General features: G+C 39.9%; 14 protein-coding genes and 1 tRNA gene. All 15 read left to right on the top strand.

Translation table 11 applies throughout. The features are described from left to right. The first annotated feature begins 121 nt into the window (after positions 1-121). The 15 genes from NFR27_RS09590 to NFR27_RS09520 all read left to right on the top strand — a co-directional run bounded on the left by NFR27_RS09590 (position 122) and on the right by NFR27_RS09520 (position 14,220). On the top strand, positions 122-433 hold the full coding sequence (locus tag NFR27_RS09590) for a hypothetical protein (protein ID WP_251455221.1): 312 nt from the start codon (positions 122-124) through the stop codon (positions 431-433). Positions 434-670: 237 nt separating this feature from the next. Then, positions 671-759: transfer RNA gene (locus NFR27_RS09585), tRNA-Ser, on the top strand. Between the two features lie 24 nt (positions 760-783). Then, the gene (locus NFR27_RS09580; RefSeq protein WP_251455218.1) at positions 784-1,239 is read left to right on the top strand and encodes a helix-turn-helix domain-containing protein; all 456 of its coding nucleotides are present in this window, start codon (positions 784-786) and stop codon (positions 1,237-1,239) included. Further along, positions 1,229-2,587 carry a hypothetical protein gene (locus NFR27_RS09575; protein WP_251455215.1) on the top strand — a complete coding sequence of 453 codons (1,359 nt, stop codon included), beginning with the start codon at positions 1,229-1,231 and terminating at the stop codon, positions 2,585-2,587. The genes NFR27_RS09580 and NFR27_RS09575 overlap by 11 nt, the downstream gene beginning before the upstream one ends. Continuing rightward, positions 2,575-2,775 carry a hypothetical protein gene (locus tag NFR27_RS09570; RefSeq protein WP_251455212.1) on the top strand — a complete coding sequence of 67 codons (201 nt, stop codon included), beginning with the start codon at positions 2,575-2,577 and terminating at the stop codon, positions 2,773-2,775. Before NFR27_RS09575 ends, NFR27_RS09570 begins: the two co-directional genes overlap by 13 nt. A gap of 9 nt (positions 2,776-2,784) precedes the next feature. Next, entirely contained in the window at positions 2,785-4,785 is a 2,001-nt protein-coding gene (locus NFR27_RS09565) for a portal protein (protein ID WP_251455209.1), read from the top strand. Between the two features lie 205 nt (positions 4,786-4,990). Further along, the gene (locus NFR27_RS09560) at positions 4,991-5,899 is read left to right on the top strand and encodes a hypothetical protein (RefSeq protein ID WP_251455206.1); all 909 of its coding nucleotides are present in this window, start codon (positions 4,991-4,993) and stop codon (positions 5,897-5,899) included. Positions 5,900-5,912: 13 nt separating this feature from the next. Next, positions 5,913-6,893, top strand: a complete 981-nt coding sequence (locus NFR27_RS09555; RefSeq protein WP_251455203.1) for a N4-gp56 family major capsid protein — start codon at positions 5,913-5,915, stop codon at positions 6,891-6,893. Between the two features lie 54 nt (positions 6,894-6,947). Next, a complete protein-coding gene (locus NFR27_RS09550; RefSeq protein ID WP_251455200.1) occupies positions 6,948-7,496 on the top strand; it encodes a hypothetical protein in 549 nt (182 codons plus the stop codon). Next, positions 7,471-7,941 (top strand): hypothetical protein, encoded by a 471-nt coding sequence (locus tag NFR27_RS09545; protein ID WP_251455197.1) that lies wholly within the window; start codon positions 7,471-7,473, stop codon positions 7,939-7,941. The genes NFR27_RS09550 and NFR27_RS09545 overlap by 26 nt, the downstream gene beginning before the upstream one ends. Before the next feature lies 1 nt (position 7,942). Further along, entirely contained in the window at positions 7,943-9,367 is a 1,425-nt protein-coding gene (locus NFR27_RS09540; protein WP_251455194.1) for a hypothetical protein, read from the top strand. Further along, positions 9,368-10,603, top strand: a complete 1,236-nt coding sequence (locus NFR27_RS09535) for a phage baseplate protein (protein WP_251455191.1) — start codon at positions 9,368-9,370, stop codon at positions 10,601-10,603. Further along, on the top strand, positions 10,603-11,013 hold the full coding sequence (locus NFR27_RS09530) for a hypothetical protein (protein WP_251455188.1): 411 nt from the start codon (positions 10,603-10,605) through the stop codon (positions 11,011-11,013). Before NFR27_RS09535 ends, NFR27_RS09530 begins: the two co-directional genes overlap by 1 nt. A 13-nt stretch (positions 11,014-11,026) precedes the next feature. Continuing rightward, positions 11,027-12,580: a Hint domain-containing protein gene (locus tag NFR27_RS09525; protein ID WP_251455186.1), complete on the top strand. Its 1,554-nt coding sequence runs from the start codon at positions 11,027-11,029 to the stop codon at positions 12,578-12,580. Beyond that, on the top strand, positions 12,580-14,220 hold the full coding sequence (locus tag NFR27_RS09520; RefSeq protein WP_251455184.1) for a hypothetical protein: 1,641 nt from the start codon (positions 12,580-12,582) through the stop codon (positions 14,218-14,220). Before NFR27_RS09525 ends, NFR27_RS09520 begins: the two co-directional genes overlap by 1 nt. The last annotated feature ends 2 nt before the right edge of the window (positions 14,221-14,222 follow it).

Here is a 14,222-nt window from a genome sequence, read left to right as displayed (position 1 = left end):
CAAGTGTAGTGTATATCTAAAATGGCTAACTGATAAGTTAACCAACTTGTGCAAATAATGCAATAGTTGAGAGGTGATTAATATAGACTTAAGCAAAATTAAAAATGAGGCGGAGTGGTATTTGTCCCATTATCAGCAAATTAATAGCTTAGTAGTGCAGTTGCCAAAAGATAACCGTTTTAAAGCGATAAAGGTTTGTGGTAAAGTGATTGTTAATCCTAAAGTCGTGCTTAATGCTATTGATGTAGCTTTAGACAGTGTTGATAATGATTGTCGTCGTATTGCATTAAAGCGTTATGTTGATGGTGAGTATTGGCGAGTGACAGCTGATGATGAGTGTATTAGTCATCAGACGTACTATAGACGTATTGACAGTGTTATTATGAGTATGGCACTACAATTAGTAGCAAAAAAAATAATAAATATTTATTAAGCAGAGGGCGTAGCTAATTAAAGTTGCGCCCTATTTTTCATGATGAGAATAGCAACTCTTGATTGCTAATATAATATAACCATAGGGGACGTTGTAAGTTCTACATTCCTTTCATTGTGTATTCAGCCAATTAACTTGTGTCCCCTTACTTGCGCTGGATGGGGCTAGCAACTATCATCCTCCTAACATTAAGAGCAAAAGGGTACCGAGAGGTGCCTTTTTTGCTACCTAAAACGTGGAACGTTGACAGAGTGGTTTATTGTGAGTGCCTGCTAAGCACTTTGCCCTAATGGGGCTCGTTGGTTCAAATCCAACACGTTCCGCCATATTTAATCAAGAGAGGAGAGCCTATGGGAAAAGGTAAATATCAACAATGGCTAGAGTCAGATAATTTAACATTACTCAAAGGCTTTGCTCGCAATGGGTATACCGATGAGGATATAGCCCAAAAGATGGGGATTAGCGCAGTTACATTGTATGATTGGAAAAAGCGGTTTCCACAGATAGCTAAGGCCCTAAAAAAAGGGAAAGACATAATAGATGATGAGATAGAGGAGACTCTTATTAAATCGGCTATGGGATATAGTTTTGATGAGGTGACTAAAGAGCCACGACAAAACAATGACACAGGTGAGGTTGAGCTTGTGGTAACTAAGATAGTGCGCAAACATCAACCGCCTAATGTTACAGCATTAATCTTTTGGCTTAAAAATCGTCGTCGTGAAAGTTGGCGAGACAAAATAAGCAAAGAGGATTTACAAAGTCATAATGTCTTATTAACAGTTGGTGATGTCGATGCAGAGTAAGCGTATTAACTTGCTAAACGATGTAATCAATCCTACGGCAAGGCAACGTGACTTTATAAGAGCCGTGCTTAATAACAAGTACATCTTATATGGTGGCGCTGCAGGCGGTGGCAAATCGTATATCTTACGATGGTCGATGGTGTATCTATTAATCAATTGGTTTGTAAAAACTGGATTACAAGGTATACGAGTTGGCATATTCTGCGAGGACTATCCATCACTTAAAGATAGACAGATAAGTAAAATCCGTATGGAGTTTCCTGAGTGGCTAGGCGATTACAAGACTACAGATCATGAGTTTGTGCTAAAGCCAGAATGGGGCAACGGTGTGATATGTTTTCGCAACTTAGATAGACCTGAAAAGTATCTATCCAGTGAGTTTGCAGCGATTGCTATCGATGAGATGACACTTAATGAGCAAAACGTCTTTGATTTTTTACGTATGCGACTTAGATGGACTGGTATTGAGGACACTAAATTCTTTGGTGGCACGAATCCTGGTGGCAAAGGTCACATGTGGGTTAAGTCGCTGTTTATAGACCGCAATATACCAAAAAACTTGCAACAGTTTGCCGATAAAATAGCCTTTGTACAAGCCCGAGTTGATGATAATCCATATTTGGCAACTACTTATATAGATAACCTCGATACCTTGCCCGATAAATTGCGTAAAGCGTACAAAGATGGCAATTGGGATATATTCGACGGTCAAGTATTTGAGGAGTTTGACCGAGATATACATGTAGTTAAGCCGTTTGATATACCTAATAACTGGACACGGCTACGAGCTATGGACTGGGGGTTTACTAAACCGTATGCAGTGTATGGTGCAGCAGTCGATTATGAGGGCAATATATTTATCACTCATGAGATATATGGTTGCAAGCAAGGACAGCCTAATATTGGCACGCAGGAGACGGCTCGTGAGGTGGCGCGTAAATGTAAGTTTATGAGTAGTTGGTACGGCGTGGCTGACCCTGCTATATGGCAACGTACAGGTCATGATGGTCCTACCATACAGGAGATATTTGCGACTGAGGGAGTACCTTGGGATAAGGCTGACAACGATAGATTAGCAGGTAAAATGCAAGTCCACGAGCGATTAAGACAACGTAAAGTGTTTATCTTTGAGACTTGCACTAATCTCATTAGGACATTGCCTGCTTTAACTTATAGTAAACGCAATGTAGAGGACGTGGATACTGAACAAGAGGACCACGCTTATGATGCGTTTAGGTACTTATTAATGAGCAGACCAATGCCTGCTTACAACATTAAACAAGAGTTTAACGATGGATACCATTATGTTGATAGTGATAGAGAGGAGCAAACTGCATGGGGCGTATGAGTGATAGGGCGTTACGAGATTACGCTTATAAAGTGCTTAAAAGTGAGTATGGTGAGCGGGTCAATAATGGCGTTGTTATACCTGCAAAATATACTGATGAACAATTGGCTGGTTTTGTAGCTAATATGCCTCAATGGCAGTTAGATGATATGTATCGCATGATGTATGGGTCGGAGATGGTGGAGTAAGGAGAGCATATGTTTGATATTTATGTAGCAAAAGACAATGTAAAACGTGCCTTACTCATCGGTGAGGATTGGCGCAAAGAGGCGCATGAGGATTATGCCTTTGTACAAGGTAATCAATGGACTGATGCGGACCGCAAACAATTAAAGGATAATAACCGTCCTTGCATTACAATTAACCGCATTAGACCTGTAGTTAATCTATTGTGTGGTTATGCAGCGCAAAACGAGACTGAGCCAGATTTTATGCCTCGTAGTGAGGAGGACGATAGGGTTAGTCGTGTTGCAAAGGGTATTACAAAGTACGTATTAGACCGTACTAATTATCAACGGGAAAAGAAAAAAGTATTTAGAGATGTTGTGACATGTGGACTTGGCGCTTACTGGATATCCTATGACTTTGATTACAGTAAAATGGACGGTCAAGTATTGATTGAACGAATGAGTCCTTTTGATGTATTTAAGGACCCTGAAAGTATACGAGAGGATTTATCCGATGCCATGTTTTGTGGGCGTTATACATGGGAGAGCAAAGACAAGCTTAAACAAGTCTATCCTGATAAAGTAGATGAGATTGAGCGACTCTATCATAAATACGACGACACAGAGCAAGAGAGTAACTCATATCCGCAATGGTTTGATAAGGACCTTAAAAAGGTACGGGTCGTACAGTATTGGTACAAGGTGTATGATACTAAGACTATTTATGTAACGAGTCAAGGTGTGATTGATGAGTCTAGTCCGTTATATGGATTAGCACAGGCAGTCAATGCTAAGGGGCGACAAATACCAGATATTAAGATACGCTATGCCACATTTGCTGATGATGTGTTGCTAGAGGACAACGAGAGTCCATACAGTCATGGACGATATCCATTAGTGTATCAGTATTGTTATTACAGCGGTGCTGATGCGGATGATGACAGGCTAGAGCCTGCAGGTATTGTACGAGATATTAAAGATGCACAGCGTGAGCTTAATAAAAATCGTAGTCAGCGTATGCACATCGTCAATCAGCAAGCTTTAGGTGTTAGATTTTGGTATGGAGTACAAGACGAGCGTACTAAAAAGACGATTAAGGATAAGGTAACTACACCAGGGGCTAACTTATTTTTACCTCAAAATGTAACATTTACCGATGGTTTACCCGCTAATCAGTCAATTGGCAATATTGAGCTTGAAAATCAAGCAAGTAGTGATTTTTACACGATTAGCGGTATCACGCCAGAGTCATTAAGTGGCTCTATCAGCGCTAGTATGAGTGGCAAAGCGATTGACTTACGTCAGTCTGTTACGACGGTACAAACAGCGGATATCTTTGACAAAGCAAAAGAGGCAGAACGTCAAATTGTCTTGCTGTTATGGGGCGATAAAGGCAAAGCTGGTTTAATACCTCAATATTATAACGAGTCAAAAGCAATGCGTATATTAGGCGATGATGGCAAAGCAGAGTTTGCTCACATTGAGCCTAATTTAAATCAAGCTATGGTTGAGCAACAGCAATTAGATCCATACGGCAACCCACAATTAGACGAGGACGGCAATCCAGTCAAAAAGGTACTGTATGACCTATCGGCATTTGATTTTGATATCACGATTGTGACTTCACAGGCGAGTGCGACGGCACGCAAGGCAAGTCTTTATCAATTGCTTGAGGCTAAACAGTCGGGCGCTGATATCCCGATGGAGATTATCATCAAGTATATGGATTTTCCAGACAAGGATGAGATGCTTAAAATCATTAAAGAGCGTAGCAGTCAACCTGCACAGCCAGATGTGCGACTTAGTGCTAACGTTAAAGATTTACCTGCTGAAGCGCTTTCAGAGTATCTACAAACAATTGGTGTTAATATCTCGCCACAGCAGATTATGGCAGAGCGTTTAGCGAGTCAAGGTAGTAATGACCAATTGCAAATAAATAGTGCTATGCAAGCGCAACAGGGTTTTGCACAGCAACAACAATTGCAACAGCAGGCGCAGCAATTACCGCAAGAATTGCCACCTCGAATGTAAATACAATGTCCTAATCATGACGTAAAACTGATTTCCATGCTTAACTCAGAGCAAGTAGCCTATCAAATGATAGTGGACGGCTTATGAGTTGCTATCTCGTCCGATTATTGACGTTAACTAATCAATGCGACCTTGCAATCGTCGTTAAACTGCAATTTGCGTCCTTATTAATGACGATAAACTAATTTTTAAAAGGAGACCGAATATGACTGATGAAAACAATGTAGTAAATGCTGAAGATTTTGGTTTTACAGCCGATGATTTGCAAGACGTAGCGCCAGTCGCTGAAGCGCCCGAAAAGCAGTCCGAAGAACCAAAGAGCACAGAAACAGATATCCCTCTTAACTCTGATGATGTGCCCACAGGAGACGGTACTCATGACGGAGTGACGGCTGATGATGAGCCTACACAGGATAATCACGGTGATTTAAACAAAGCCCTTGCTGCCGAACGCAATCGGCGTAAAGAGGCGGAGCGTAAGCTTAACGAGTATAAGCAACAATCTACACCAATGGCATTATCAGAGCAGGACGTCTCCAATATTAATGACTTTGCTAGTAAAACTGCTATGCAACAGCTTGGGATTGATAATGTCGATGACATTATGTATTCGGAGCCTGACAAATATGCTCAATTAATGGAGTTACAAGGGCAAATCAAATATGTAATTACACAAGAGCAACAACAACGTGTTGCGATGCGTAACCAAAACATGGCGTTTATCAACCAATTAACAAGTGCTGATGATTTTAGAGATGTGTTTGCTATGGCACAAGATGAGCTTAATAGCATGACACGAGCGGAGTCTAACCCTATTGATGCGGCTTATGCACGTATTGACAATGGGGTAGGCACGCAACAAGACTTTGATGTCATTAATAATTTTGTAGAGCGGTTGCGAACTAAACGTAATGAGCAAGCAGTACAGCAGACACCGCAATCTAATCCTTTAGACAAAGCTAAGGATTTACCAAAAGCTGGTGCATTAGGTGGCGGTAACGGTAAAGCAGCAGCAACTATTACTGATGATGAGTTGATAAAAATCGTTGCTGAGGGGCGTGAGGCAGAGTTGCCAGAGAGCCTGCAGCGACAGATTAAAGAGTTAATCGGATAAGGAGAGATTTTAAATGGCAGATATGACCAATCAATTAACAATCCCCGCAAATCTTGTACCTAAGTTATGGGCTCGCAAGGTTTGGCGTGAGGGTTTGAAAGAGAGTTATTTTGAAAAGTTTACATCCACTGACGGTAAAAATGTAGTGCATCGTAACAACGACTTAAAGCAAGCTAAAGGCGATAAAGTAACATTTGGCCTTGCGATGAATTTGACTGGGGCTGGGGTAGTTGGTACCCGTGCCACATTAAAGGGCAAAGAGGACCAATTAAGCATTTATGATTTTAGCGTACCTGTTGACTTGATCCGCAACGCAGTAACACGTTACGAGGCAGAGGACCAAAAATCGCCATACGACAATTTACCGCTTATCAAAAGTGCGTTAACACAATGGTTGTCTGATTACTTAGATGACACTTTGATGACAAAATTAAGTGCTAATCCTACAGCAGGTGAGGTAATGTATGCAGCAAGTGCAGGGGCCGTAGCAGGCACAACAGCTACTGACAAATTAACTTGTAGCTTAATTAGCGCTGCTCGTCGTAAGGCTAAAATGCATGCGCCTAAGGTTAACCCAATCAAAGTTGATGGCCAAGACAAGTACATTATGTTAGTCAGTCCTTGGGCGGCTCGAGACCTTAAAGATGACCCAGTATGGCAAGCTGCACAGCAAAACGCTAATGTACGAGGGGATAAAAACCCTATTTTTAGCGGGGCACTTGGGGAGTATGACGGGGTAGTATTGTACGAGTACGAGCGTGTAGTGACAGCTAATAGTGGCGCTAGTGGAGCAACTATTAACCGTAACTTATTGCTCGGCACACAGGCTGCATGCTTTGGGGTAGCAAGCGAGCCACGCCGTATTAGCCAGACTGATGATTACGGCAATGTACAAGGTAACGGCATTAGCATTATGGCTGGCATTGAAAAGTCTAAGTATAATAGCAAAGATTATGGCGTAATCCAAGTTATCACTGGCGGTAAAATCGATTAGTTTTTTTGAGAGGGGGAGTTGTAATGACTCCCCTTTATTTATAGGAGCGATTATATGGTTATTAAAGAGTTACTCAATCGGGCGTATATGCAGATTGATGATACAGGCCACGAAAACTATACACCCTATAAATTGCTTGAATATTACAATGAGGGCAATCATCTATTAAATCATATGTTAGCTAGCGTTTATCCCTCTTATATTAAGCGGTCTTATGTAGCTAGTGGCATAGGTCAAGTAGATTTACCTAATCATTGTATAGCCATTTTAAAAGTAATAGCTGATGGTCAAGAGATTGAGGACTATACAGTTAGTCAATTACAGTCTGTTGCGTTTAAAAGTGATGTGGAGCAAACAATTGAGGTTGAGTATGTGCCAACAGTCGATTATATGACACTCGATGATGAGAGCGGTTATATAGCTGAGATTGAGACAATGCTTGTTGATTATATTGTGTATCGTGTAATGCAGATGGACGTAAGCGGATTGACTGCTATGTGGCGCAATCAGTTGAGTGAGTTGGCCAATCAAAGTGGTGGCTCAACTGGAGTAGTAGAGGCAAGGGGGTATTACGAATATGGTCGTAAGCGAGTTGATTACTGAGATTAACTTAGAGTCAAATGAGATTTTGGACAATCCAAAAGAGTACATACCTTACATCAATGCAGCGATTGACCACTTATCTATGATTTTAACGACTATCAAAGACAGAGAGGTAATTAAACGTAAGACTATCAATCATAACGATGTTATACCTCTTGGTTATATGCAGTTTGTACCTAAGCAAGGGTATCCGATTGTGATTAATAATGGATCCTTTGAGACGTATAATAAGCAACCTGTAAAAGAGGTATACTATGCAGTTAAAAAGAGCCATATAGCTAATATGACGGATAGTATACCATTTACCGAGTTATATACTCATTACTTAGTGCAACTTGTGTCGTATCTAGTTAAGAAAAAGTCATTAATGATTGAGTATGCAGGTTTTGACAAGGGGTTTATTGATAGCCTTACACAACTTATCCAACAATCAAGGGGGTATTAGCATGGGTGAAAAACTATTAGCTAGTACCCGTGGTTTTAGATTGGGTATTGATTGGTCAACCTCGCCTGAAAACATCGGTATAGAGAGCATGGTACAAGCCCTGCAATGCGAGTTTGACCGCACTGACGGAGCATTACGCACTGTAGCAGGTGTGAGGATAGCCTATGATGCGGGCGTAGAGGTTGAGAGCCTATTTTATGACATTAATCGTAAGCGGTTTTATTTTAACAGTGGTAATAATTTATACTCAACTGATTTACAAAAGCATGAGCTGTTAGGGCAGTTAACAGGTCCACGCAAGCCACGATATCACATATTTGATGGTGATGTACTAATCGCAAGCGGTGGCAAACTACAGTCTGTTAGTGGCAGCGGCACGCTATCGACCGTTGAGGGTAGTCCTGTATGTGAGTTTGTATCAAGCTATAGTGGACGTGTGATTGTATCTAGTATTTATGGTCATAGAGTGTATTGGAGTGCTATTGGCGATTATAAATCATGGGCAAATAATACTAATGATGCATCAAGTGGACAGTATGTAGACGTGGGCTATAAAGACCAGGGGACAATTATTTCTTTGGATTTTTTGGGTAAATCTATCCTGGTGTATAAGCAATATGGCAAGGTGTATCAGGTAGTTGGCGCTCCATCTGATGGTTATTTTAGTGTATTACCTTTGTCAACCACTGGTTACTGTAGTGGTAGTGCTATTAACATTGATGACCGCAGCTACTATCTAGGCGATAGTGGTTTAATGTCATTTATGCCAACTAATACATACGCAAATATTCAACCTTTTGAGACAGGGCTGAATATAAATGCTTATTTAATTAAAAATATCAAAGATACTTGCGAGATGTGGCACGTACCGAGTCGTAAACAGATATGGATAAAACCAGAGACTGGTAATCTAGTATTTTTATATCATTACATACCTCGATATGAAGATGGCAGAGGTGTATTTACATCACGTAAATTAACACATGATTTACATGATGTAGTGGATTACAACAAGGACGTATATGTTGCTTATGGTACTAAGATTGGCGTGTTAGACGAGCGATTAGACACCGATGATGGAAAGCAGTTACAAACGTCTATTATCTCAGGGAATCGGCTAGCGACTAAACTCTTTGTTTTATTAATGAATTATGACTTTGTAGCTCATAACATCATTGATGGTTACGGCAATGTACAAATTAGTAATCGCACACCTAAGCAGATAAAGTTTGCATCTAAAGACGAGCGTTTAAATGATGAGGACGGTGCGTTATTACACGATTACAGCGACTTGTTGTATCAAGATGAGTATACCAAAGTTTATAAGATTGGTGGCGGTGCCAATCGTAATCTACAGATAAAGATATTTGTGCAAAAAGGCGCAATCTCAATTAGACAGTTTGACTATAGTTACGAGGAGGTTTAAATGGCATATCAAGAGATATATCCACTAAACGATAGTCCTAGTGGAGACACTAGGCGTGAGGCTATCCTTAAAAACCGGCAAGAGATGTTAAATATTGCCGATGAAATAGATAAAAAATCAAACGGTAATGGTAGTGGTGGTGGATTGCGTAACCGCGTGCTGAGTGGCAGTGTATCTGGCGGTCAATATAACTATTTAAGCGGTGATAGCCTATCGGTGTCTATTGATGGCACAATGGCACCAGTCATAGTTACATTTGCTAATGGCTTTGATGTAAATGGCACGGTTGATTATATTAAATCAATTACTAGTAGAGTTACGCCATGGAGTTTACCAACAAACACAACATCTTATTTATACCTTGATTATGATATTGGCACAGGTGCGATTAACTATGATAGTACAACTATTAAGCCTGTTATTAGCAATAGTCCTCCTGATGCAGCTGATGATGGTAGTAATTATTACAATGAGTTGCTAGCCAAATCATTTACTTATAATGGTTTGCAGTGGGTCGATAAAGTGCGTGTGTTTATTGCGGCTGTTACTACTAATGACACTGACGTGATTAAAATTGAATATTTGGATCGTAGTGATAGTACAATTACAAGCAATCAGATTGGTAACGGTACGGTACAAACAGTTAACCTTGCGGATAATAGCGTTACAACATCTAAATTAAAAGATAAAAGCGTTACAGCTAATAAATTAGGCGATGATGTCAATAAGGTAATTAACAATGTGTTAAATAAAGTATATCCAGTCGGCTCAATTTATTGTAGTACAGTGTCTACTAATCCACATACATTGTTTGGATTTGGTAATTGGCAATATATCGAACAAGGTCGAGTTTTATTATCTCAAGGCAGTAACTATAAGGCAGGTTCAACAGGTGGCGAAGCAACACATAAATTGACTATTAACGAAATGCCGAGTCACAATCATGGAACCAATAATGCAGGAACTCATAGCCATACTGGTAACACGAATAGCGCAGGTGCACATAGTCATAATATTACTGATTTTCTTTTGCGTGGGCGTGATGATAATGCGGGCTATGGTAATGATAATTATAGAGGAAATAAAGCGACTGATAGCGCAGGTGCACATAGTCATACCCTTACAACTAATAGTACAGGAGGACATACTCATAGTATTACTAGTACAGGTGGTAATGCAGCACATAACAACATGCAACCATATCTCGCAGTGTACATGTGGCAGAGGGTGAGTTAATGAAACTAGACACGCTAAAAGATATGATTGATGACTATAAGCGCTACACGCAAGAAGTTGTTAGCCTTGATGGCTTTTATTTTGATGACAAAGATGGCTCGTTTCACGATAACGACTATACTTACTTTAAGTTTTTTGACAAGCAAGGATTTTTGTTTTGGTGTGTAAAAGAGCTTGAGGGTCAAAAGTATATGTGCTTATTGCAAACCTATGGCTTTTTTAAGGCTATGGCCACTTATGTAAAAGAGGTTATGCGGTTAAATGACATTAAGTATGTGCTGACCTTTACTACTCGTAATCCTCGGGCGCATATGCGTAAATGGCATATGCAACGACTACCAAATCAGGATTATGAGTATCGAGGTAAAAAATATTATGCACTTGTTGCAACATATGACGATGTGCATTAAGAGAGGAGATTATATGTTTACTTTTAATTTGCAGTTATTTGGCGGTGGTGGCAAGGGTAAGAGCAAGTCATCTACTAGTGTTAAGTTATTGCCCGCTACGCAAGAGGAGCAGTCAGCATTAGTTAATCAATTAGGATATATTAATGCTGCTAATCCAGCAGCACACAACGCACTACAAATGGGTAATCGTGCCATGAGTGGGGCACAGTTAGATGTAGATTATCAAGGCTTGTACAATCGTTATCTTGGTCAAAATAATAATAATCTAAACAATGTTAATAATATGAGTGGTCAAACTCAAAGTGCTATGACTAATAACGCTAATGCTAATGCACAATATGGCAGTAGTATGGGTAAAAATATGCAGGCTATGAATAATACAGCTAATACGCTTAACGAGCAATATAAAAATGCATTAGCTGATTTTAACAGCAACTATGGAAGTATTGCTAATGGTCAACTGCCTAGCGAGTACAGCAAAAACCGTGAGACCGCTTTAAATAGTCAACTACAAAATACGGTAGGCAATGCGTTAACTAATTTAGCTAGTCGTGGTGTTATCAACAGTAGTCAAGCTGACACGGCATTTAACGGCATTAGTAAAAATGCAAGTGATACATTAGCTAGTCAATATGCTAGCGATTTAGGTCAAGCAGCAAGCTTAGCAAGTAATGGGTTTGCTAATAATCTTAGCGGACTTGGTGCACAACAAGGTTTATGGGCTAATCAGTATGCCAACAATATGAGTGGTTTAGCACAGCAAGCAGGATTAGCTAATCAGTCATACGCCAATATGCTTAATGGGATTAGCACAGGGAGTAATTTAGCAAACCAAGCTGAGACTATCGCAAGTAATCCATTGCAATATGGCGGTCAAGCACAGCTTAATGCGATAGCTTATCCTGCACAGATGTACCAATTAAGTGCAGCATTAAATAATCCAAATAGTAATTTATGGGAGTCAATGATGAGAGCAAGATACGGAGCTAGTAGTGGCAATACAACAACTACACAAAAACAAGGTAGCGGTAACTTTTTTACAGGGCTTGTTGGTGGCTTTTGCTTTACGGCAGGCACAGAGATTGCGACACCTACGGGAGCGGTTAACATTGAGGCAATCCAAGACGGGGACCAAGTGCTTACGTTGGGTGGTGTAATTAATGTCATCAAATTACATGACATGGGTGTTAAGCCAATTTATAACCTTAAAACGACACGCACCAATGTTAATACAACAGACTCTGAAAAGTTTATGACACGTGATGGATTTAAAGTGCTTACAGAGTTAGCTGTTGGTGATGAGATTATGACGGTACATGATTATGATCGTGTTACCGAGATTACAGCAACGGGTAACGATGAGCAGGTATATGTATTAGAGTGTGACGGTGCTAATACATTTTATGCAAATGGAGTATTGGCAGAGGGTTTAACTGAGGCGGATAAAATCGCAAACGGAACGACAGAAGAAGTGACAGAGGAAAGTACAAAGGAAGTAACAGAATCTGTAGAAGAAAAACCTAAGCGTAAAAGCCGTAGTAAAAAGGTAGAAACGGAGGCAGAATAATGGGAATGACAGATGAAGCCTTAGGGCGCTTAACTGGAATGTGGCTCGCTCATCGTTGGGGGCGGATCCAAGACAATAAGCTAGGGAAAGAAATGGGGTTAAGAGACGGTTATAACTGGAATTCAGATAATGCGAATACCCCAGGTTTATGGGAACAAGGAATGAATACGCAAAATAATATTGCACAGTATACACGACCTAATGCGCAAGCTACATTTGATACACCACAAAGTCAAGGGTTATTTGCTCAGGCTTTGAATGCTAAAAATAACATTGCTCAATATACTCGACCACAACAGGAAAGTAACACAGAATTTTATAATACATTGCAACAGCCTTTTACGAGTGGTCCTTTACAAGCTAACGAGGGGTTATGGCAAACAGTATTAAAGCAAAAAGAACAACAGCCGTTTGCACAAGCTACACAGTCATTTAATCAAACAACACAGCCTTTGCAAGTTAATGCTAATTTGAGAGGGTTTACACAGCCACAAGGGATGTGGCCAAACCCCTCGGTAACCCCTTTAAGCGCTAGCGTTAATGGGGGAGGACCTGCAAAAGCTAGCAACACTATGAACTTTAATGTTGTAAACCCAATGGTTAATAATACATTTGAAAAACAAATGCATCAACAGTTAGAAGAAGTTAGTAAATTAGGTATACCTGACCGTAATGCTATTATGCAAAACTATAGATATCAAAGAGGTAAAGATGTTGTGGCTCTTGTAAAAGCGGGTATGTCTCCGAAAGATGCATTTGAGTTTGCAAATAATAGAATGCAAGAAAATGTTGAAGGTGCATACAAGAAGTATGCTAATAAATTTACTGATGATGTGCTTGAGCCAATGAGACAAGACATTATTAATAACTTGATGTATACAACTGACAAAGATGGCAATACCGTAGTTGATACGTATAACTCATCTAAGGTTAAAGGCATGTATGGTGCAGTAATGCGTTATAACGCCTTAGCCCAAAAGGTTGGGGCACAGGGGATTGATATTAATAATCTTGCAAGTGCAGCAGCTATTAATAAACCTAACTTTAAGGACACATTTGCACCTAATGGTCGTCTTGTGCGAGTTAACGGTGATACAGGAGAGATTACTGATTTAGGGTCTTATAGTAAAACCCATTTTACTAGCACTAATGATGGTATTTTCTGGAAATATGATGATGAAGGAAAACTAGTTCCTGTAGGTCAACATGGTGGACGAAAAATGATTGAAATGAAAAATGGTGACCGCTATATGGTGGGACCTGATGGTAGTAATGATTATCTTGGCAGATTTTTACCGCCTCAGGAAGCAAAAGTTGATAAATTATCGCTTAATCAGAGATTACAATCATTAACAAGCTTACATAATAAGTGGATGGAGCAACATAATGGTTCGCTCGAAAACGAAAGCCCGTTTTATAACGATTTACAAAGTGCATTAAATGGTACTGTTAATCAATCTAAATCGACTATTAGTGAAACAGGAGGACAAACTAGTTTAGTTGCCTCTGAAGAGGAAGAAGAAAGATTACGGAAGCGTATTATGGAAAGTTATGAATTGTATGGGCATGATGCTACTGTAGAAATGTTAATAGCGAAAGGATTAGGATTTTATGGTTCATGGGTCCCTAACGATAAATAAGG

The organism is Veillonella intestinalis (assembly GCF_943192895.1).
Classification (GTDB): Bacteria; Bacillota; Negativicutes; order Veillonellales; family Veillonellaceae; genus Veillonella_A; species Veillonella_A intestinalis.
Note: the sequence above shows the minus strand (reverse complement) of the source record. Positions and strands in the feature narration are given on the sequence as shown.

Coding starts and splice junctions, on each gene's coding strand:
- NFR27_RS09580 (WP_251455218.1), top strand. CDS start 784: ATGGGAAAAGGTAAATATCAACAATGGCTAGAGTCAGATAATTTAACA.
- NFR27_RS09575 (WP_251455215.1), top strand. CDS start 1,229: ATGCAGAGTAAGCGTATTAACTTGCTAAACGATGTAATCAATCCTACG.
- NFR27_RS09570 (WP_251455212.1), top strand. CDS start 2,575: ATGGGGCGTATGAGTGATAGGGCGTTACGAGATTACGCTTATAAAGTG.
- NFR27_RS09565 (WP_251455209.1), top strand. CDS start 2,785: ATGTTTGATATTTATGTAGCAAAAGACAATGTAAAACGTGCCTTACTC.
- NFR27_RS09560 (WP_251455206.1), top strand. CDS start 4,991: ATGACTGATGAAAACAATGTAGTAAATGCTGAAGATTTTGGTTTTACA.
- NFR27_RS09555 (WP_251455203.1), top strand. CDS start 5,913: ATGGCAGATATGACCAATCAATTAACAATCCCCGCAAATCTTGTACCT.
- NFR27_RS09550 (WP_251455200.1), top strand. CDS start 6,948: ATGGTTATTAAAGAGTTACTCAATCGGGCGTATATGCAGATTGATGAT.
- NFR27_RS09545 (WP_251455197.1), top strand. CDS start 7,471: ATGGTCGTAAGCGAGTTGATTACTGAGATTAACTTAGAGTCAAATGAG.
- NFR27_RS09540 (WP_251455194.1), top strand. CDS start 7,943: ATGGGTGAAAAACTATTAGCTAGTACCCGTGGTTTTAGATTGGGTATT.
- NFR27_RS09535 (WP_251455191.1), top strand. CDS start 9,368: ATGGCATATCAAGAGATATATCCACTAAACGATAGTCCTAGTGGAGAC.
- NFR27_RS09530 (WP_251455188.1), top strand. CDS start 10,603: ATGAAACTAGACACGCTAAAAGATATGATTGATGACTATAAGCGCTAC.
- NFR27_RS09525 (WP_251455186.1), top strand. CDS start 11,027: ATGTTTACTTTTAATTTGCAGTTATTTGGCGGTGGTGGCAAGGGTAAG.
- NFR27_RS09520 (WP_251455184.1), top strand. CDS start 12,580: ATGGGAATGACAGATGAAGCCTTAGGGCGCTTAACTGGAATGTGGCTC.